Source organism: Leucothrix mucor DSM 2157, assembly GCF_000419525.1.
Taxonomy (GTDB): domain Bacteria; phylum Pseudomonadota; class Gammaproteobacteria; order Thiotrichales; family Thiotrichaceae; genus Leucothrix; species Leucothrix mucor.
Genome location: NZ_ATTE01000002.1, coordinates 41,897 through 60,760, shown reverse-complemented (window position 1 = coordinate 60,760; position 18,864 = coordinate 41,897). Strand labels below are relative to the sequence as shown.

The 18,864-nt window shown below is 45.1% G+C and carries 19 protein-coding genes; 7 read left to right on the top strand and 12 right to left on the bottom strand.

Translation table 11 applies throughout. The features are described 5' to 3' along the window. The first annotated feature begins 20 nt into the window (after nucleotides 1-20). The gene (locus LEUMU_RS0123745) at nucleotides 21-317 is read left to right on the top strand and encodes a hypothetical protein (RefSeq protein ID WP_022954795.1); all 297 of its coding nucleotides are present in this window, start codon (nucleotides 21-23) and stop codon (nucleotides 315-317) included. A gap of 188 nt (nucleotides 318-505) precedes the next feature. On the opposite strand, the gene LEUMU_RS0123740 is transcribed toward LEUMU_RS0123745, so the two are convergent. From LEUMU_RS0123740 to LEUMU_RS0123735, 5 genes are all read right to left on the bottom strand, one after another. Continuing rightward, the gene (locus LEUMU_RS0123740) at nucleotides 506-6,919 is read right to left on the bottom strand and encodes a GEVED domain-containing protein (protein WP_022954794.1); all 6,414 of its coding nucleotides are present in this window, start codon (nucleotides 6,917-6,919) and stop codon (nucleotides 506-508) included. A gap of 463 nt (nucleotides 6,920-7,382) precedes the next feature. Next, a complete protein-coding gene (locus LEUMU_RS29455) occupies nucleotides 7,383-7,598 on the bottom strand; it encodes a DEAD/DEAH box helicase family protein (protein ID WP_425411610.1) in 216 nt (71 codons plus the stop codon). An 83-nt stretch (nucleotides 7,599-7,681) separates the two neighbouring features. After that, nucleotides 7,682-7,828, bottom strand: a complete 147-nt coding sequence (locus LEUMU_RS29450; protein ID WP_211223111.1) for a restriction endonuclease — start codon at nucleotides 7,826-7,828, stop codon at nucleotides 7,682-7,684. A gap of 169 nt (nucleotides 7,829-7,997) precedes the next feature. Continuing rightward, complete coding sequence (locus LEUMU_RS28915) at nucleotides 7,998-8,135, bottom strand: hypothetical protein (protein ID WP_157474571.1); 138 nt, start codon at nucleotides 8,133-8,135, stop codon at nucleotides 7,998-8,000. 2 nt (nucleotides 8,136-8,137) lie between these two features. After that, nucleotides 8,138-8,590, bottom strand: a complete 453-nt coding sequence (locus LEUMU_RS0123735; RefSeq protein ID WP_022954793.1) for a hypothetical protein — start codon at nucleotides 8,588-8,590, stop codon at nucleotides 8,138-8,140. Between the two features lie 204 nt (nucleotides 8,591-8,794). Here LEUMU_RS0123735 and LEUMU_RS28910 point away from each other — a divergent pair, with 204 nt between their 5' ends. Both LEUMU_RS28910 and LEUMU_RS28905 read left to right on the top strand, forming a co-directional pair. Further along, nucleotides 8,795-9,028, top strand: a complete 234-nt coding sequence (locus LEUMU_RS28910; RefSeq protein ID WP_157474568.1) for a hypothetical protein — start codon at nucleotides 8,795-8,797, stop codon at nucleotides 9,026-9,028. Nucleotides 9,029-9,094: 66 nt separating this feature from the next. Beyond that, on the top strand, nucleotides 9,095-9,232 hold the full coding sequence (locus LEUMU_RS28905) for a hypothetical protein (protein WP_022954792.1): 138 nt from the start codon (nucleotides 9,095-9,097) through the stop codon (nucleotides 9,230-9,232). A gap of 163 nt (nucleotides 9,233-9,395) precedes the next feature. Here the strand turns inward: LEUMU_RS28905 and LEUMU_RS0123725 are convergent, their stop codons facing one another. The 5 genes from LEUMU_RS0123725 to LEUMU_RS0123710 form a co-directional block, all read right to left on the bottom strand. Next, a complete protein-coding gene (locus LEUMU_RS0123725; RefSeq protein WP_022954791.1) occupies nucleotides 9,396-9,725 on the bottom strand; it encodes a hypothetical protein in 330 nt (109 codons plus the stop codon). 912 nt (nucleotides 9,726-10,637) lie between these two features. Then, the gene (locus tag LEUMU_RS29375; protein ID WP_281169957.1) at nucleotides 10,638-10,832 is read right to left on the bottom strand and encodes a GDCCVxC domain-containing (seleno)protein; all 195 of its coding nucleotides are present in this window, start codon (nucleotides 10,830-10,832) and stop codon (nucleotides 10,638-10,640) included. A gap of 541 nt (nucleotides 10,833-11,373) precedes the next feature. Further along, nucleotides 11,374-11,673: a LysM peptidoglycan-binding domain-containing protein gene (locus tag LEUMU_RS0123720; RefSeq protein ID WP_022954790.1), complete on the bottom strand. Its 300-nt coding sequence runs from the start codon at nucleotides 11,671-11,673 to the stop codon at nucleotides 11,374-11,376. 315 nt (nucleotides 11,674-11,988) lie between these two features. Further along, nucleotides 11,989-12,414: a hypothetical protein gene (locus LEUMU_RS0123715; RefSeq protein ID WP_022954789.1), complete on the bottom strand. Its 426-nt coding sequence runs from the start codon at nucleotides 12,412-12,414 to the stop codon at nucleotides 11,989-11,991. A 43-nt stretch (nucleotides 12,415-12,457) separates the two neighbouring features. Further along, entirely contained in the window at nucleotides 12,458-12,745 is a 288-nt protein-coding gene (locus LEUMU_RS0123710) for a hypothetical protein (RefSeq protein WP_022954788.1), read from the bottom strand. A gap of 297 nt (nucleotides 12,746-13,042) precedes the next feature. Between LEUMU_RS0123710 and LEUMU_RS0123705 the strand changes: the two genes are divergently transcribed. The 3 genes from LEUMU_RS0123705 to LEUMU_RS0123695 all read left to right on the top strand — a co-directional run bounded on the left by LEUMU_RS0123705 (nucleotide 13,043) and on the right by LEUMU_RS0123695 (nucleotide 15,051). Continuing rightward, entirely contained in the window at nucleotides 13,043-13,582 is a 540-nt protein-coding gene (locus LEUMU_RS0123705) for a hypothetical protein (protein WP_157474565.1), read from the top strand. Between the two features lie 967 nt (nucleotides 13,583-14,549). Beyond that, entirely contained in the window at nucleotides 14,550-14,756 is a 207-nt protein-coding gene (locus tag LEUMU_RS0123700; protein ID WP_022954786.1) for a hypothetical protein, read from the top strand. A 7-nt stretch (nucleotides 14,757-14,763) separates the two neighbouring features. After that, nucleotides 14,764-15,051, top strand: coding sequence for a hypothetical protein (locus LEUMU_RS0123695; RefSeq protein WP_157474562.1), 288 nt, complete (start codon nucleotides 14,764-14,766; stop codon nucleotides 15,049-15,051). A 403-nt stretch (nucleotides 15,052-15,454) separates the two neighbouring features. On the opposite strand, the gene LEUMU_RS0123690 is transcribed toward LEUMU_RS0123695, so the two are convergent. Continuing rightward, nucleotides 15,455-16,375, bottom strand: a complete 921-nt coding sequence (locus tag LEUMU_RS0123690) for a LysR family transcriptional regulator (RefSeq protein WP_022954784.1) — start codon at nucleotides 16,373-16,375, stop codon at nucleotides 15,455-15,457. A 1,328-nt stretch (nucleotides 16,376-17,703) separates the two neighbouring features. After that, nucleotides 17,704-18,063, bottom strand: coding sequence for a winged helix-turn-helix transcriptional regulator (locus tag LEUMU_RS0123680; RefSeq protein ID WP_022952431.1), 360 nt, complete (start codon nucleotides 18,061-18,063; stop codon nucleotides 17,704-17,706). A 110-nt stretch (nucleotides 18,064-18,173) separates the two neighbouring features. Here LEUMU_RS0123680 and LEUMU_RS0123675 point away from each other — a divergent pair, with 110 nt between their 5' ends. Further along, on the top strand, nucleotides 18,174-18,854 hold the full coding sequence (locus LEUMU_RS0123675; RefSeq protein ID WP_022952430.1) for a pirin family protein: 681 nt from the start codon (nucleotides 18,174-18,176) through the stop codon (nucleotides 18,852-18,854). Nucleotides 18,855-18,864 lie beyond the last annotated feature (10 nt).

Genomic DNA, 18,864 nt, shown 5'->3' with positions numbered 1-18,864 from the left:
CAATTAATTAGGTGGATATTATGATGTTTCGTTACCTTGCACCAATCGTTCTTATCGCTTCAGTTTCTCTACCTCAAGTCGTAAGTGCTAATGCTATCGCCACAGGTGCAGCTAAAAAAGTAGCGTCTAGTGATGCCGCTAAAGTGGCAATGAGAGTAGTGACACCGGCAGAAAATTCGAAAGCAGTGCATAACTTAAACATGTTTATAAAGGCTCAGGCCCAAGCTCAAGTAAATGCTGAGTTGCAGCAAAAAACATCGCCAATCACCGGAGGACTTTCGGGTGGCTCCCGTGTTGGCCCTCGTGCCCGTGAGTGAGAGTACTAAAGCTCAATAGATGTGAACCTCCAAAGCGTCCACCAAGTCGATTAGATCAGACTGACCGTCCATTATTTACAACAAATGACCTAGTAGACGCATAAGGCATGCTACTGCTAGCGACCTAATAAGTTATAAGTTAATAAGCAGCAAAGCCATCGAACAGTGTTTGCCCAACTTGGAATTAATTATTCATCAATAACAACGTCATAACTTACAAAACCAGACTTCCCCCCCATTAGTGGTCCGTTAAACTCCCAACTCACACGGTCGCCACTGATCACCGGCGTACACGAGGTAATTTCAGCGGGCGTCGTATTACACACAGCGGTGCCAGCCTTAATTTCAGTATAAGCCTGCGCATTATCGTTCACGATCAACTCCGTCAGCGGCCCAGTGCCCGTATTACTGTAATAAATCCGATATTTCAGCGTATCGCCAGGTGCCGCTTGGTTTACCGTCGACGTTTCAGCCGTATTCTGCGTGGTATTTTGAACCGTTTTGCGCAACTCTAATCGAGATGGCCCGACAGCAGGCGTTACCGGTGTCGCCGCAACGGCCGGTTGGGCCGGTATCGGATCAGTGGCAGGAATATAAGGGGTTGCAGGCACTGCGGGTGTTGTTTCAGTAGCTGGAGTGCCGGATGTCGCGGGTTGTTCTTCCTGAGCCTCAACCACATCGGCTGCTACCACCGCTGGTGTTGCCGGTAGCGCGGGAGCCTGAACCTGTTGGGCCACTGTCACATCCTGCACTTTGAGTGCCAAGGTACCCGCAATCGCATTGTTATAATTGAAGTCCGCCGTAATGGTCTGAATGTACTGGTCATTGGCCGCCACATTGGCAGGCGCATAGACTTTATTGATCACACAAATGTTATCTAAAGCACTCACAGAGATTGCGCTGGTACCTATCGGTGTAGTGCCATCGCTTTGGTTTAGCTTGCCATCACAGTTTGCATCGCGATAAAGAATCGACGACCAACCGCTGCTGCGATTACCGCTGGAAGCACTCGCGAAACTCACACTGCCTTTCGCTCGCGTGGTGAACTTGTGCGCATAGAACAGCACATTGCCCGGTAAAATCTGAGCGCTATTGTCTGGCTCAAAGACTGGCAACTTAACATCACCAAAATCTTGCTTGGTGATGTCACTGGTCGTTACGGTAAATTCAGCACGAACGTTGTCAGTCGTTGAGCGGTAACTACCCGGATTTTTAGCCGAGGCGATACTACAATTTCTAGGAACCGGCACACTCTCGCGAGAGGCTTCATACACCTGATAAGTCCCTGGAACCACATCTTCAAAGCGGTAGTTACCATTGCCATCAGTCCGCGCACTCACACAGCGATTGTTGACGGGATTTGTCTCAATTTTGATCAGCACGACCGGCAACTGAGTGACGCCGACTTCACCGCTATCATTCGCCGCACTCACATTGGCATCATTAAACACACGACCACTCACCGTGACGCCTGCAGTGGTGATCGTGATTGGGTAATCCTCAACCTCACCATCCAGCTTAGGGCCGTTTGGTTCGCGGTTATTCAAGGAATCCGTGGTTAAACGAACACGCACATACGTGTCACCTGTCTGGATATCCACCGGAATATTAGACCAGTTAAGGGTGAAACTAGTTTGGTTACTACCTGCCGGGACAGGTTGAATCGCCACTTCGTCGGCATCAAAAGTGCCATTGCGATCAAAATCAATCCAAGCAGTTAAAGTCGCTTGAGATGAGGTGTCATTACTTGCTTTGACGGTGGCGCTGTAAGTACGGTCAGATGTTGTTAGTGCAGCCAACGTACTAATACCATCTTCATCAGCACCATCACCGTTAGCCGCGATAGAAGCTTGTCCATCAATATCAGCATCTGGCGTATTCGATCCCAGATACACACCATTGATGATGCCATGCTGCGGGCCAGCATTGGCTTTGCTGGTTTTATAACTTTCCGGTGCATCACCGTAATCTTGGGGTACACAGCTAACAAATCCAATATTCGCTGAACCTGCATACGTTTGATAAGTCGCTCGGATACTGGTTAAACCAGTGACTGGCCAGACATACGCTTCCTGATCATTATTTGGGCCATCAGACAAAGTAACAATTTGCTGACTCACACTATCCCAAGATGCAAAAAGACTCGGGCTATTCGCAGTCGCATTCAAAGGACTTTGTGTTTCCCACAGACTCGGTGCAGGTAGCGACCCCAAGTTATTACCTGAAAAGGTGATTGATTCATCGGTGGCATCAATATCTCTGATAACCATATAAGTATTGGCGGGTAAGGACTTGTCAAAAGTGAAGTAAGCACTTGTTTCCCCCGCCCCACTAAGGTCCTCAGGGTAGTTCAAATTCACCCCATATCCCGGTGAACCAAACCGATTAGCAAAGGCGCTTTCTGTCAATGCTTTTGCAGGAGCCGCTGTCCACTTTGCATTATTACCCGTCATCGTAGTGCTAAAGCTCACATTGGCATTAATACCACGTTCAGCCCAGTTTAGTGCCCAGTTTGATGTCGGGTCAGCAGACTGCCCACTAGTATTTAGCCAGCTCGGTTCGCCCACACAGACCCCCGGCGTAGCTCCCGGTGCTTGAATGATGACAGGATAATCCTCCACCTCTCCATCGGTGGCGGTGCCGGTTGCGGTTGAGGCTTCAACAGAGTCTGAAGCGATACGTAACCGGGCATACGTAGTACCTGGGCTCAAACCGGAGAGTCCCGTCCAGTTCAGAGTCACATTGCCGCTCACATTACAACGTGTCGGATAATCAGTGTTTCGCTCTCCAGCATCAAATTGATTGTTCTGATTAAAATCGACCCAACCTGATACATAAGCCCCTTGATCACTACAATCCACTTTTAAACGATACTGTGATTGAGTCGTCCAGATTGCCGGTAACGTATCATAAGCATCCTCATCATCGCTGCCATTTTGATCATCACCCAAGCCATCTGCTCCGCCATTTGCCGTATTCTGAATCTGTGGCTCATGGTCAGGGGCAATATCTCCTAAATACACAATAGGTGTTTCAGGAATTTTGTGAGTTGCCTCACCGTAGTTAGTGGGCGCATCACCATAATCATAAGGCTCTGCACACACGATGAACTCAATACCGTCTGCACCAGCACCTTCGACGCCAACACCTGAAAAATCCAAACTTAGGTTGTTATAAGTTCCATTCACTTGCACGGAGCCCATTGCTGTATGGACCGAGCTATCCACTCCCGATAATCCTGTAACCCCCGTCTCTTGCATGGTTTCATTCGGCGTACGCTGAATCGTGTTGGTGGTCACATCAAAATGGGTCGTGCCTGCAAGTCGGGTAAAGGTTGCGGCAGAGTTGGCCGTATTCGGTGTAATGATTGATGAGTTACTCAGTCCCATCGGCGTTGCGGCCGAACTACTACCGTAGCCCCCTTGTCGATCGATATGAATGATTGGGTTCTTTACAGGGACACCAAAAGCAAATGTTAACGTTCCTGTCGCCGCATCCGTCGCGGCATTGGCTAAGCGGCCATCTTCGGGTGAGGTATCCCAAGTGAATACCGTACTCAGTGATGGTGAGCCATTCAACGTTGACAAACTAAAGCTACCCGTTTCATTAAAAGCATCATTCGGAGAAAAAGACCACGCTGCTCCGGACGAAGCTGTCGTACTCGCAGAAATCACAACACCCTGATTGGTTATCGACCTATAGACACCATTATCTAACACCCAAGTATTGCTACAATAAGCAATAGCAGGTGCCGTCGGTGCTACCGCATTATTTGCAATGATGATTTGGTAATCCTCAACTTCACCATCACTAGCGGCACCAGTGGGTGTTGAGGCAGCTGTATCACTGGAGAATCTAAAGCGAGCATAGGCTGTAGCAAGTGTTGCACTTAATGGCACATTGACTACGACAGCTAACGTTTCGTCAGCCCCAGCAACGGCATTGGCAATCTGCTCACCTAAGTCGGCAAAGTCCCCGTCACCATTCCAGTCAATCCAAGCAGAGAGCTTTCCACTACCGGTCACTGGCACATACAAAGTCACAGAATCCTCAAGATTAAGTGAAGCATCCTGAAAACCAGTAGTTAATGCTGCATCGGTAAAGACACCATCATCATCACTACCATCGCCCGACGCATCATTACTCTCAATACTCGTGCCATCCGAGTCAACCGTTACCCCTAGCTTCAGACCAGACACTAATGAATGTGTTGCTTCACCAAAACTTGTAGGCGCATCGGAACGGTCTCTTTCAATATCACGGTAGCTAAGATCCTTAGTTAAAGGAACCGCATCACTGCCATTGGCTGCCGTATCATTATCAAAGTCGGCCAACAGGAAATTAGTCCCGTCGTGGGATGATCCGTTATTATCCGCATAGGTATCAGCAGCTTCTCCCTCATTATCTAAACCATTCGTACCAACGACTCCATCCGTTTTCCCGTTAGCATCGGCATCCAGTAGCGACAGCCCACTTTCCGCTAAATCGGTTAAACCATCGTTGTCACTGTCAAGGTCCAAGATATCATTCTGAGTATCCCCATCTGTGTTAACCGGAGTTAAGCCAGCAGAGGCCGCTTCTGCCGTATTGTTATCATCTAGGTCAAAAGCATTATCCAGACCATCATTATCCGTATCGATATTGACGGCTACGAGATAAGAAGCGGTTGTCTGTGCCTCAATGGTATCGGGAATACCATCGTTATCACTATCAAGATCGAGATAATCATCAATTCCATCACCATCACTATCTATCGCAGTGGTTGCAGCGTAGCCGAAAGTGAAGTTTGCATAGTTCTCGTTGGCTGTATACTGAAAGCTAACACTAGAATGAGTGCCCGGCACCCGAACCACTAAGAAACCCTCATTAGCAGTAAATTGCCTCAGACTATCAACGGTGTAGGCACCACCCGCCTCACCCGTTCCCCACAGCACCTGAATATCCTTATTAAAGATCACAGGAACAGATGTTGAAGGATTACCCACAGAGGTAAATACAAACAAAGGATTCTCAACCGGTTGACTGAATGTAATCGTATTATCAGACGCAACCGTATTCTTAATACTCGTCGAATCAGGAACCAAATATTCAGAGGGCACAGTGGCATGATGATACAGTGATGAGGTAGTTTCTACTGTTTGAGAAGAGGTATAGCTTACGCCAATTCCAAATGCCGTCCCGGTAATTGCATTGCCAGATGATGCATTCCACGTCGTCCATTGATAGTTGCGAGTTACGCCCTCGTTTTTATCGATAATACCGTCATTATCATCATCCAGATCACACGCATTGGCGATGCCATCACCATCGGTATCAACCCCTGTCGCACAAGCGGAAGATTCGACCGCTGCTGTTACCGTTAACTCAGCCTGTGCGATATTCTTGAGTTCATTAATATTACTGATATTTGTACTAGGGTCATCGTACACACCAGCGGTTACAGAGGTTACATCGGCAACAACCGTACATGATTGGGTACCCCCCGTCATTTGCCCTCCTGCTAGGGTGATGGTGCCTCTTCCTCCGCTAGTGCCCGTGGTTACAGTTCCTCCACATTGAGATGCTGCAGGCGTACCTACAATGGTAACATTAAGAGGTAGAGTTTCAGTAAAACTTAACGGCCCCTGAGCCGGGTTTCCAGGACGATTAGTGATATCAAAGGTTAACGTTGTGGTATCTCCAACCCCCATCGTATGATCTACATCACCATCATCAGGGCCATAGCGCTTGGTCAATGTTGGCTCAGTGAGCGAAAAAACAAAGTCGTAATCTGCCGTGAAAGTCGTATTTGATACGCTACCAATATCCCACTGCACTGCGGCCCCCACATCATGATTGGTAGTGACTAAGGTATTTGGTAGGTCGCCGCTTTGAGTGCCTGCAATATAAGTATTCGGAGCAGCACTATAGTTACCACATTGATAGCGATCCCAATGATTGCTCACAGAGCGCTGGCGATAACCCGCGTACATTGTCCCAGCGGTATTATCGGCAATGACATACTCAGGGAAAGCCGCAATTCGTGAGCATGTCCCATTGTCATTACCGTCTAACATAAGATCTGTCCAACTGTACAATCTCACGTCTTGTGTATTTCCTACTGGCACGCCTACATCCAGCTTCACAGAGTAAAAATCATTGGGAAAAATGTAGGTAACGGTTTGTGTCACGGTATACGTTAACCCACCCGTGACTGCACTATAAACGGTGATAACCGAGCCATCACCGAGCGTTGATCCCCCACTGCTAGAAATACTTGTCCAAGCAGTATTTACAGCCTGCAAGCCACTCGCACCAAAAACAGTGCTTCCTACACGAAGGTATATTGAGTTGAATACACTGCCCGAAGGAGGTATCGCACTAGTACTATAATACTGTCTTGAACCACTGTTAAGACCATTAGCAGAACAACGCTCAACCTGAAATTGCGAGTTATCCCCGACATAAACCTTAAGCCCCCCATTACTCCCGTCAAACGCACACTGCCCGCCGTTGCTATTAAGGATTTGTGTTGCAGCCTGTGATTGACCGCTTAGCAGCAAGCATGACAACACAAAAAAAGCCACCAACAATGAACTCGTTAAATTATTTTTATCGCTCATTAGTATCTTCATATCCGATAGATTTTCAGTGGCTGATAAATAAGTTTATTTTTTATCAGTTAAAATATGCCATAAAAACAGAATTATAGGCACGTTATTGCTAACATACCCCCTCTGGCCTCGACCGAAGCTGAATAGCAATACAACTGCTGATAACCACCATAGGAGCCTTTACTGAGCTAGTCGGATTAAATGACAGCACCTGACCAATCATTAATTGAATAACACACGAAGTGTGGCCGGTCATTGCTTGGCCGCTGAGAGTGATAGGTGGAAAACACGATGCTCATGTGCGCTTGGTTATGCCATTCGTTCATTTCCTTTGCTAAGCGTTCTGCATTGGTCGTTGCGGGGTACTGCAGTTCATGTGCGAATGTTTGAACGATGTCGTCGTCTTTTTTGCGCTTCTTGCCGATGTCATACCGCGAAGCTGTGCAAAGGGACGCCAGACTCTTGTGTCCACTCAGTTAGAGTTTGGGACAAGTAAGGAAAGGCTTGGAACCAGAAACAGTACGCGCTTCCCAGCGCCTGCCATGGTTTCTGCAACCTTAAGGCTGGTGAAGGTTTTACCCGTCCCACAGGCCATAACCAGCTTGCCGCGCTCTGCTGTTTTAAGCCCTTGTGTAACGCGTTCCAGTGCCTTTTCCTGATGTGGCCTGAGTGTCTTTTGGGGCTTCAGAACAACAGGTTTGTTAGGTTGGTATTTTGCCCAGTCTATCTGGCTGTTTTCGAGGTCATTAAGGTCGATCTTTTGGGCGGGTGCTAGTCTCTCAGCGCATCATCAGCGTGCTCACTCCAGTTATTAGTGGTGGTCACGATGACTCTACGACTAAAAGGCTTCTTTACGGAGGCGGTGAAGAAGCTATCAATGTCACTCTGGATATCCCGTCTGCCTCCCCAGCAACTCACCTGATACCAGTGTGCCAAAAGATATATATTTATATAGATATGTAGTTATATATCTATATATATATAACTAACTAATAGAACGAGCAACAGCGAACCATTCAGCCTCTCCATTAAAAAGCCCGCAGGCAGCGGGCTTTCATGTTTGCAGGTGACTCTCAAAGCCAGCGAGTCACGATGATGAGCCTTGTTTAGTATTCTTCTTCAGATACGATGCCAGAGAGTCCGTACTGCTCGCAGCATAGGTTGTTGAGGTAATAGCACTCACCATTAATATGAGTAATATTGCACTGATGGTTTTCTTTTTCATGGCTAAATCCTGGTCTCAATAAAGTTAACAAGTGTCGGGGTTGCTTCTATTCTCCAGCACTCTCGTTTGCCGCGATGCGTATCCTTGTAAAAGCGAATAATATTAAATCTTTCCAGTCTTTCAATGAGCAGCCTTAACCGCTTCTCCATTGCTTTAATGCTATTGAAGTCTTCACCATCCATTGCCATAGACAGTGATCTAAGCGTAAACGGCTCACCACCCTCAAAAAACTTATGGCACAAAAGTAAGGCAACTACATAGGTGTCCAAGTCAACCAGCGCTCTTTTGGCTTGTTTCTCTGTACCCTGACTCGCAGGGACGTATCCGCTCTCTAACAGGTACGGGTAAATGTCACTCCACTTGGCAAGCTGAAGCAGCTTTTCAACGACTCTTGATGAGGCTTCAGCGTTTGAGTGCTCAAGGTCAGCAGAGCTGTTTAATAATGTTGGTTCCATAGTAATACCTCGCTATGTGTAAAAATAACACATCGGGTCAGGTAGTACATAGGGCGAAAACAGCCCTATAGGGCTAATGCTGATAGCGCTTATGCATAGGTCGGAAACGGACAGGTAGGTTGCGTTATGACGCTAAAAGCTCCTCTTTTCATAATTCCTGAGCTTGTTAAATTGCAGACTCACTTAAACGAAACGGAGTAACTCATGAAAAATTCATTTCTATCAAAAGCAGCTTCAACGGTTCTGTTTGCTTCGGCTATTGGATCTGCCGTGATGGCATCTCCAAGCGCAATGGCCTGCCCTGGGTGTTGCGATGACAGTTGTAACACTGAAACTAAACCAAAGAATTTTGAGCAACCATTCGGGGACAGCATGAGTCAGACAATGGGCTACTACAATGGTAGTCGCGTAACACCAAGACCACGTGGCCACAGCTAACAGTCATATTTCATCAATTGAGCTTTACGTAATAAATGAGTGATTTTATCTAATAGGAGAAAGACAATGATTCGCAAATATTTAATGATTTTTATGCTTGCTGTCAGTGGGCTAACGGCAACTGGCTTGGCGATGGGGGGATACAATGAGTGCATGGACGCTGGTGGGTATCAGGGTGACTGTGAGCACCACTTAAGAAAATAAGCCAAGGCTCAGAAGGCCTCTGACATTAAGAGGCCTTCTATTGCCAAGAACAAATAGTGATCTGTCAGAGACTCATGACGCTGTTTAGGCTTAGGTGGGATGAATTGAATCCCCTTTAGTTTTTCAGAATTCTTTACCCGTGTGCCTACCCAAGGTTTCCTGGTTAGCTAAAGACCTTGCTTTCCTTTGGCATCACAGGTGACCAGCCTGAATTTACTAGTGGCATGAACTCCGCCAAGCATTTGAATAGTTGTTGCGGTGAGTTGACGATCAGCTGGGCTTCTAAACAACCAAATGCCCAAAGCTCTATCAGGTATTTCTCACCATCCCGGTGTGGGAGCACCCCTATCCCAATCCCCTCTTCTGTATTGCCAGACTCAATGCAACCAAAAAAGCCAGCGTCATCCAGTTGGTCCTCAGGGGGAAGTGTCTGATTAAACGGTGAATTGGTTTCTTGCCAGTTGCTGTCTTCCCAGTTGTAAACAATGCCCATTGCCGTACTTCCTTTATTTTTATTAGTGAGCACCCACCCTAAAAAGCATCGTGTGAGTTGCTTTGAGTAAACTAAGCTTGCTCTATTTTTGAGTAAAAATAGCACACAGTCGGACATAAGAGTAGCTTTGTTATTCTAATATTTTTCACTTTGGTCGTTAATAATAAGAAACAATAAGCTTATAATTTATGACAACGTTATCATAAAATGATCACTTAATTTGATGTTGTCGGTGTCTTTGTCAATTGCGATAATGATAGTCACCCCCAGTCACTATATATTCTCAGCGTTTCAGGAAACCTCGAAGGTATGCAGTCTCCTCCTCGTCACTCATCATCTTCAGCACGATGGAAGATAGCCACAGTTCAATTCATCGATAGCGAGTTTGTGGGAGCCGGTTTGTTAAATGCATTTAACACACTACATCCCGAGGCCTATACCTTGAACATCGTTTGGAATAAGGTGCCGGTTGCCCAATACCGCTGTACTCAAAGCACCTGCACACTTCACAATATTGAACGTTTGGTTGATGACAAGCCTCTAGCTTGCTTGTGCCAGCTTCCGTGGCATCAATATCGAAGAAGGTACAAGACTACTTTGGTCTAACCTTTACCGAGCTGGAATCTACCCGGAAACGATCAGGTGTTATGAGGATATTGAAAACAGTTGTCAGTACTTGGCCGGTAGGGAAACGCTGGGGATCTACATAGACGCAGAGATGAGAGTCGCCTATCTGGATTGGGCTCAGTCAGTAATCAAGGATTTCGATAATTTACTCACATTTACGTCAGGATAGTCCAGCCTAGCTATGAAACATAACCAAACCGCTTAATAGGCGTAATGGGGAAATTTTATATCTGATGGGGGGCGATCATATGAGGCCTCATGTGCCCTCTTTCCCACTCTATTTGTTTATTCGCTGTGCTTTAGTTTTAAGCGAATGTCCTGAATGGGTGGGCACTTTCGGCTGCCGTAAGAACAATAGATACAGCAATCTCCTGGCTTTTCACTGAGCAAGGTATGGCATCGAGTGCATTCGTAAAGTTGCCCTCCTGGCATTTTAGGCATGGTAACGGTTTCCTGATGTTTACAATTAGGGCAAGTCATAACTGACTCATAGATAACACCTGGACCAAATGATTTGAACATTTGTTGATCTCATTGATTAATTAATAGTCACGCAAGATACTCCAAAATGCCGCTAATTGTTGTTTTAAATGATGTGTAGTTAAGTGAATGTTCTAAAAAACGTCGGCGACTTTTTAAGAGGCTTATAAAGTTGCTGATTGAAACAAAGCTGTAACACACCGCACTAGTAGCGGTTGTACTACCCCGTATGCCGCGATTAGAAGGTAGTTTATTCCTGAGCAGTTGTCGCACGGATTGCGAAGTGCATTAGCACGGAAGGGTGAAGGATTTGAAAGGCAATGTGTCCCATGGGGATGTAGTGATAGCTTAACCTGTAGAAGCCTGCTGCTTAGCACTCCCAAGGCTATAAACTAAATTGTGTGTCTGCATCCGATGGGTCATTCCTTGGCGATAGCCGCAATGTGCGTAACGGTTACACTCCTGAAACAGTGATTAGCAACCAGGGAGAGGTGATGCTCTATATCTCCCGTGGCCGCACGCAACGCTGCTAGTTAGATGATTACGATAAGCGAATAATCGTACCTACTTTCAGGTTGTTAGCCTTCTTTTTGGTCAAGTTATTCAGCTTCATCAGTTTACTTACAGGTACTTTTGTTTTAGCAGCAATGCTGTAAAGCGTATCGCCTCTAGTGACTCGGTAAGTTTTCTGAATATTTTTATGATTCGCTGACTTCACAGCAACCTTGCTGATTGCCGCTTTACCCTGACCTTTAACGTCGTGTCCTTGTGCCGCCATTGCATTACCAGCCAAGCCAATTGAAAGAAGAGTTGAAAGAACAATTGTGTTTAACAGTTTCATAATGAATCCCTTAGCTAAATATGCTTCAAAAATAGTTGATGTAGTCAGCGACGTTGCGTCAGCCGATTAAGCTATTGTGCATTAGGTGACTGTTAATGTGTGTCAAGCAGGCGTAAAGTCATGCAAACAAAATATGCATTTTTTGCCTTACAATAGGCAGGCATGCAAACTGAGCATAAAGTCATATCTATAAGACCAGTGTGATTGAATCATCCTATTTTTAAAATCGGGCAGAGACACAAAGTGATTTACAGCCTAGTACAACCACAACCGTTAAATCGATAGTGAGGTTCGATAACTACGACCTGAGTGCTTTCAGTCCTCGACTTTGCCTCGCATAAATGCGATCACCGGCTCAATCTCTTGAGGCACCCTGCCCGTCGCCACTAAAATCTTACGCCAGATCCCATAAGGCGGTTTGTTTTCTCCGGTCTTATAAGAGCGCAAGCGGCGCTCTGCATTGTTACCCTTGAGTCCTAGCCACTGAACTATGGCTGCATCAGAGGTATACTCGCTGTGACGCTTTAATTGATCAATATAGGCATGTACCAGATCAGGGTGTGGTGGTTCCCAGCGATCCTCAGATAACAAGTGGCTATGACTATATTGACGCTCGTCTAACTCCAGATCATCGATGACCGGAGCCTGTAGATTTTTTTCTAGTTGTTCAATACCGGCCTTCGTCGCCGCTTCAAAGATAAAGCGTTGCTGCGCGGCCATCCCAGGTACGTTAATCTTCATTGTCTCACCTGCAAAAGAGAACGGGGCTTTGCCCCGTCCTTTGTTATTTCATTAAGAGTTCAATATTGCGGATATCATCAACACGAATCTGAACCAGATCAAGCGATCCATATGCTAGTGGTTTCCAGCGTCCGGTTTCATGCCAATGGATGAACATATAATACAGATAGTCCGGTAGCAAAATCTCTGTTTTCTCGACTTTAACACCAATGTGATAAGGGGAGTAAGTGCGGGAGGGTTGGCCAATTGTCTCAATTGAACCTCGACGGGATAACCAGAAGTCGGCCCCCTCAAAATCGGTACGGACGACCGCTAGATCTTTTAAGCGCATAATAAAAACCCGTAGCAATAACTAGCCCTCCAATGCTGGCGGCTTTCTGTATGCTACAGTCTAATTATATTATAAATCAGTGATTTATAGGTTTATTGCCGATGAATGGTAGTAGTTTTTGAGGAGAAAAAAACAATAATTAGAGTGTTTCAATAACTGACAATACTACGGCCCCTTTTCTGGCAAGACTTATGGCTTAGAATATTTTATGAGTTATATATTTATGTAATTATGCATCTATATAGTTATATAACTTATCTTGTGATGTAGTGCATGTCATGGAGGGCATAAACTAGCGTGCTAACTGATCAATACCTTCCTTCGTTGCCGCTTCGAATACAAAGCGCTGCTTGTGAAAAAATAGTGATCGTCACAACAATTTTTTTTCATTTTCTGGTTGCTAATTTTATGTGTATAAGTCTTCCTCTGAAAAATATAACAATATTGGAAGCTAATAATATGAAAAATAAACTTTCTTTCGCGTTACTTTGCGTGACGCTATGCTGCTCTTTTTCTGTGCTTGCCTATGCAGAGAATACTGATTCTGATGAAACTCCTCTCGCTTATGAAATGAGTGAAGATGAGTTAAACGACGTTATGGAGACTTGCCATCAGCTGGGTGTTGATAGTGGGGTGTCAAATGATGGTCTACCGACTTTTGTTAGTGAGTGCGTCGATGCGAACGACTATGACACTGGTGATGGAAATTTAGAGGAAAGCACCTTACAAATCGCTCAAGAGACATGTAACGAAATAGCGATGGAAGATGAATTACAAGGTAATGAGCTAACCACGTTTTTGGCTGAGTGTGTTGAGGCGAATGCCAGCGCTCTGTAAGCAGTTATAGACGCTGATAACCAACGTTTTAGCCAGTCAAGCCGACGGAAAAAACACGGTTTAAATAATACTCTATGTGACCGAAAAATTCACATAGGGGTTTATTTCAAGAAACAGTCAGTAATCCCTACTGATCTACCCAATTTCTCGGCGACTAATCCTCATATTGGCTGTCTTTATATTTATTCAACATTGCAGGCAAGCTGTCGGAAGCGAATAAGTTTGCTGGTGGCAGCCGCAAAGCGGCCCACTGAGCGGGGAAACTGGGTGCACTCAAGATTCAGCATGAGCAACTAATGAAACAATTGAAGAGTCAATGAGATTATTTCAAGTAAAGAACTAAATACAGATTGACTAAATTGATTAGTTTTAATACATTAATTTTGTTCACGCCCCCCGAACACTTGCTAGATTGCATAGACCTATTCCGGTCTTCTTTTACCGCCATTTTATGGCGGTATTTTTTTGCAAAAAAAAAGCCATCGCGTCCTTGCGATGGCTTAGCAGTGCTTGAGACCAGACTCGGGGGAAGCCGGTTATTCTCGACACTCTCGTGACGCCGGGGCTAGGCGCTACGATTTTTTACACGACACTCGGGCTAAAGGGCCATGTTAGTAGTAGAGGCATTGGTTGTGGGGCCGTTGCCTCTCGGGGTTATTTTTATTTACCATAGCATAGAAAATAGCTAATTTCATTCAGCTAACGTTCATTTTTAAATGAAAATTCGAATAATAACCATAGAAATAAGTCATGAATAGTTAGTAAAAAACAAAAAACCAACCATCGACTCAAATAAACCATTCACCTAAGTACACCTTACTTTATCTACTATTGATGTACTCTCATCGTATTACTGACCTTGATACAAAAAACTAATAAATGTAGTTAATTAAGGTCATGTTCATTTTTCATTCATTAACTATTTGTTATAAATTCATACAATAAACGATCTATCAGGAGTGAACTCATGATTGAAGTACTGGCTGCACATCGGCGAGAGCTAGAAAAAGAACTGCGTGAACGCATTTTGGCATTTTTCGAAGCGAATGATGAAACACCTGAAAGCGTTTCTATTGAGATGAGACTAGACAAATCAGATCAAGAAACTGGGTTGTCAACGATTCACATTTTGGTTAAAGATGCGTGTACTGGTATGACGCTGATGACCGTTTAGCATCGCTATGTCGAAGAAACGAAAAGCAAAGTCTGTGAGTCGGGAGAGTCACTCTCCCTTTATGAAGTTTAAATTAAACCAAGAGATCAAGGCGGTCGAACAGCACTTATCAGGCGATGAGTTGGCGGCATTTAGAAAGCTGCCACAGGCTGAAAAGCGGGATGTTGTGCTAGCGGTGGCAAAAAAGCAGGTAGACGAAGCAATCGATGCTGAAATTATCAATTACTTTAGGCAGCTGAATGTTGGCGACGTGCCTACTGCGACTGACGGTGATGTTGTGAGCGCTCAGTCATAGTATAGGCTTGCTCTGACCAGGCCGGTATGATCTTAATCGGCGCTCTGCATCACTGATTTATTAAGGCTCAGTTTGCTTCTCGACATTAAAACCATTTGATGACTCAAACTGACCGTTTAACGATTAAAGTCATAGCAAAATAGAGTTGTGTATTATGATTTAACCTCGATGCGGTTCATTATTATCTAATGTCTTAGATACCTGTTTAACCGCTTTGTCTTCAATCGACAAAGCGGTTTTTTGGAAATAGTGGATAGTGCCACTCGTCTCACGGTTTGCATTTAGTAGTCGATACGGTTAATCATTGACCGAAAGCTATCCCCCACGAGCAGGCTGTTAACCCAATCAAACCATCGAAGATACTAACAATGACTCTGCACTCAGAATGCACAATCCGGTTGCGCTAATTGGAGGGCTGCCCGTGGTACTCATCATTGAGTATTTCAATGAGTTTCTGTGCAGGTGCTGATAAGGCCCTTGTTTCTCTTGTAATAATTCCATATCTTCGCGCTGGGAAAAACTCGTCTAACTTCACGATGGCGAATTGCTCACGATCTGATTCTGTAATGCAAATTTCAGTGACTATTGAAATCCCAACGCCAATGTGAACGTATTTTTTGGCCGCCTCCCACCCATCAACTTCCAGAGCAACTGTATAGCTGCTACCGTTCAACGCAAACACCATTTTCACCAAACGACAGCTGCTATATTCAGAAGACGGTGTGATCATCCCATACCGGCCAATATCATTCAGTGTAATCTTAGGTAACTCGGTAAGAGGATGATTTTTTGGCATGATCAAAACTAAAGAATACGAAGCCAAAAGCGAAGCATGCAGCCCTTTTGGGAGCTCTAATACAGAACTGACCGCTAAATCGGCTTTGTCCGTCAGAATTAAATGACGAGCCTCGTAGCCCGTCACATTGGCTAATTTAAGTCTAATCCCTGGATAATCGTGAACGAATGTTTGGAGGGATCGTTGTAAGAGGTAGAGTATCGTGGATGCTTCTGCAGCAATGGTCAGTTCACCGCTGCTAAGGTTGTCATAATGTGCGGTGAAATTGTTCTTTATCCCATCAATGCCTTGAACTAGCGGGCTTACAAGGTCGTAGAGTGTTTCACCCTCTGTAGTCAGTGTTAAGCGGGGACCACGACGCTGAAACAGCTTAACCTTCAACGCCTCTTCCAGTACTTTTACTTGTAACGAGATCGTTGGCTGACTGGCATACAATATTTTCGCCGCTTTACTCATACTGCCTTCTTGTCTTGTCACACAGAAAGCGCGCAGCTCTTTTAATAAGTTGCAGGTTGTAAGATGTTTCACCCCTCTCTCCCTTAGCTGTCACGCTCTCACCGCACGACTTGGTTTAATGTAACATAATAAGTGCACTTTCAGGCAGAGCTATGGCTCTATCAATCATCTAGCTAATGTTGAATTTTAAGAATTTTTAGCTACATTTGATGAAATATGGTTTATTTAGATCGCTTTTAGACTATCTAAAGAAAAGCATCACGTCCCTGCTTGGGGTTACCTGGCCTTACACGATACAGAACAAATATGGCAACCACTAACCCTGCCATAATATTTCTTAGCTTCAGCAACAGCCTGTTGGCAGGTACTAAATGCTCCTAGGTAAATTCGACGGTGAGGTCGCGAAAGGTAGTTACAATTAGCCTGATGTATTTCATAGCTGCCGTTAGAAAGGCGAGTTTTATTCACAAAGTACACATTCATTCTAGTTTCTGCTCTTAGCTGAGCATGGTACAAATGTAGGGCAGTATTTGCACACCATGACTTTTATGATTATTTCGAACTACTTGTATGAATCTTTATTTTGTCGACAAAAACAAACAGTCGGAGGGTACTCATGATATTCACACATTTGAGTGCAGCTGTCTGCCAGCAGGCGATCATCGGATATTCTTAGGGGCGTTCGTGACGTGTCAAGAAGCACTTCTTGAAGCGCGTCAGCATTTTAGAAAAGTGAATGGTTGCTTCTTTTGTACGGTCGAGTGCTACAGCTTTAAACATGCAACACTACGGCCCCAATATATCCGGTAATGCCTGTTGACCCGGTTAAGGCCTGATCTATCTCTCTAATGTCTAATTAACTATAGACACAACAAGGAGGAGACATGACTACTATAGAATTTTCTACGCTGATATTAGGGCTCGTGCTGATAGGGCTTATCAGCTTTGCCTATTGGTTGAACCATAAAAACAATGATACTCATCACGATGACAAATAACGGGCAGAACTGATTAGCGCCCTCCTGACTCAATGCCCCGCTAAGATGCTCACCAGCGTGGATCAGGTCGCGTACCGACATCAGCGTGATGTCGCATCACGTCCCTTTGTTGGAAGGTAACCCACTACCTTTTTTTATTCTTCGGATTTACCATGCACAAAGGCAGTCACAGGCTCGACCCCCTAGGCTACCCGACCGCTGTTTCGCATAATCGATGTTATGTTTAGCTTGCCCAAACTTCAGGTACAGAACTGAAACCCGGCACAAGTTCTATAGAGTTACTGATCGCAGGATTATGTCTTGGCGAAAAAATCAAAGGTGATTTTCAATACTTTTGGTACCCTTGTCCAGACGAATTCAACCTTGTTTAAGCCACTTTCTTAGAATAATTTTCTAATTAACTTAGCCATCTGCGTCCAAAACAAAGTTCGCAGTAGCCCAATCGTGCATTGCCCACAAAACTGGCTCTAACGACTCGCCCACATCCGTCAGTGAATACTCAGTTTTCGGCGGTACCTCTGCATAGACTTTACGAAGAACAATCCCGTCTTGCTCTAATTCACGCAGATGTTTAGTCAACATGCGCTGGGATGCAGCAGGTATAAGCTTACGAAGCTCATTGAAGCGCTTCGTACCGGTCAATAAGTGATGAATAATTGGGCATTTCCAGCGCCCACCGACGACTCTTATTGCTATTTCTACAGGACACTCTTCACCTGCTTCGATCGTTCCCTTTAGGCTTTTCTTAGTTGAAATATCCATGGTTACAAAAATGTACCTACTTACAAAAAAATAACTAATATGCAATATTTAACACTAATGAACCCTCGTAATCAAGGGCGAGTAAATCATAGCCATTAGGAGAAGCCCCCATGAGCACTACCCAAAGAGTCATTCACTATGACGACCTACCCCAGAGCGGTTTTGCTGGAATTACTGAACGCCACATGGTTCAAAACCCAGATTTATGGCCACGATCCAGAGGACGCACAGACATTAGTCATGGACTTGGAGACTTTATTTACTTAGCACTCGGTCAGTTTTTACCTAATGACGGTGCACCGTTACACCCGCATCATGATGTCGATATTGTTAGTGTGGTTTTCTCTGGCAGCGTGGGGCACAAAGGAACGCTTGGTGATGGCACCGCGATCCACGCACCTGAGGTTCAGGTGCAGCGCGCTGGTACAGGGATGCAGCACTCCGAATTTAACCTCCGTGATACTGCTGCTGACTTTGCACAAATCTGGTTTAAGCCACCCCAAAATGGCTTGGAGCCAGCCTACAAAAATTTCAAGATCGATGACAATGGTTTAACAACCGTACTTGGCGGCGAGGATGGGAGCTTCAATAGCAATATGGTTTGCAAGGTGGGCTATTTAGCTGTTGGAAAATCAGTAGCAGTGCCTCAACCATTTATAGTTCTTATCACGCAGGGTGACGCGACTGCAAATGGTGTGCCCGTAGCGAAAGGCGATTTAATCGAAGGTAGCTCACTAGAGCTCACCGCCGGCCCTGACTTGGGTCTGGCGCTTATTTATGAAAATCACTAAGGAAAACACG

Bases quoted from the DNA above. Each gene is read 5' to 3' on its own strand.
- LEUMU_RS0123745 (WP_022954795.1), top strand. From the start codon at position 21: ATGATGTTTCGTTACCTTGCACCAATCGTTCTTATCGCTTCAGTTTCT.
- LEUMU_RS0123740 (WP_022954794.1), bottom strand. From the start codon at position 6,919: ATGAGCGATAAAAATAATTTAACGAGTTCATTGTTGGTGGCTTTTTTT.
- LEUMU_RS28915 (WP_157474571.1), bottom strand. From the start codon at position 8,135: ATGAAAAAGAAAACCATCAGTGCAATATTACTCATATTAATGGTGAGT.
- LEUMU_RS0123735 (WP_022954793.1), bottom strand. From the start codon at position 8,590: ATGGAACCAACATTATTAAACAGCTCTGCTGACCTTGAGCACTCAAAC.
- LEUMU_RS28910 (WP_157474568.1), top strand. From the start codon at position 8,795: ATGAAAAATTCATTTCTATCAAAAGCAGCTTCAACGGTTCTGTTTGCT.
- LEUMU_RS28905 (WP_022954792.1), top strand. From the start codon at position 9,095: ATGATTCGCAAATATTTAATGATTTTTATGCTTGCTGTCAGTGGGCTA.
- LEUMU_RS0123725 (WP_022954791.1), bottom strand. From the start codon at position 9,725: ATGGGCATTGTTTACAACTGGGAAGACAGCAACTGGCAAGAAACCAAT.
- LEUMU_RS29375 (WP_281169957.1), bottom strand. From the start codon at position 10,832: ATGACTTGCCCTAATTGTAAACATCAGGAAACCGTTACCATGCCTAAA.
- LEUMU_RS0123720 (WP_022954790.1), bottom strand. From the start codon at position 11,673: ATGAAACTGTTAAACACAATTGTTCTTTCAACTCTTCTTTCAATTGGC.
- LEUMU_RS0123715 (WP_022954789.1), bottom strand. From the start codon at position 12,414: ATGAAGATTAACGTACCTGGGATGGCCGCGCAGCAACGCTTTATCTTT.
- LEUMU_RS0123710 (WP_022954788.1), bottom strand. From the start codon at position 12,745: ATGCGCTTAAAAGATCTAGCGGTCGTCCGTACCGATTTTGAGGGGGCC.
- LEUMU_RS0123700 (WP_022954786.1), top strand. From the start codon at position 14,550: ATGATTGAAGTACTGGCTGCACATCGGCGAGAGCTAGAAAAAGAACTG.
- LEUMU_RS0123695 (WP_157474562.1), top strand. From the start codon at position 14,764: ATGTCGAAGAAACGAAAAGCAAAGTCTGTGAGTCGGGAGAGTCACTCT.
- LEUMU_RS0123680 (WP_022952431.1), bottom strand. From the start codon at position 18,063: ATGGATATTTCAACTAAGAAAAGCCTAAAGGGAACGATCGAAGCAGGT.
- LEUMU_RS0123675 (WP_022952430.1), top strand. From the start codon at position 18,174: ATGAGCACTACCCAAAGAGTCATTCACTATGACGACCTACCCCAGAGC.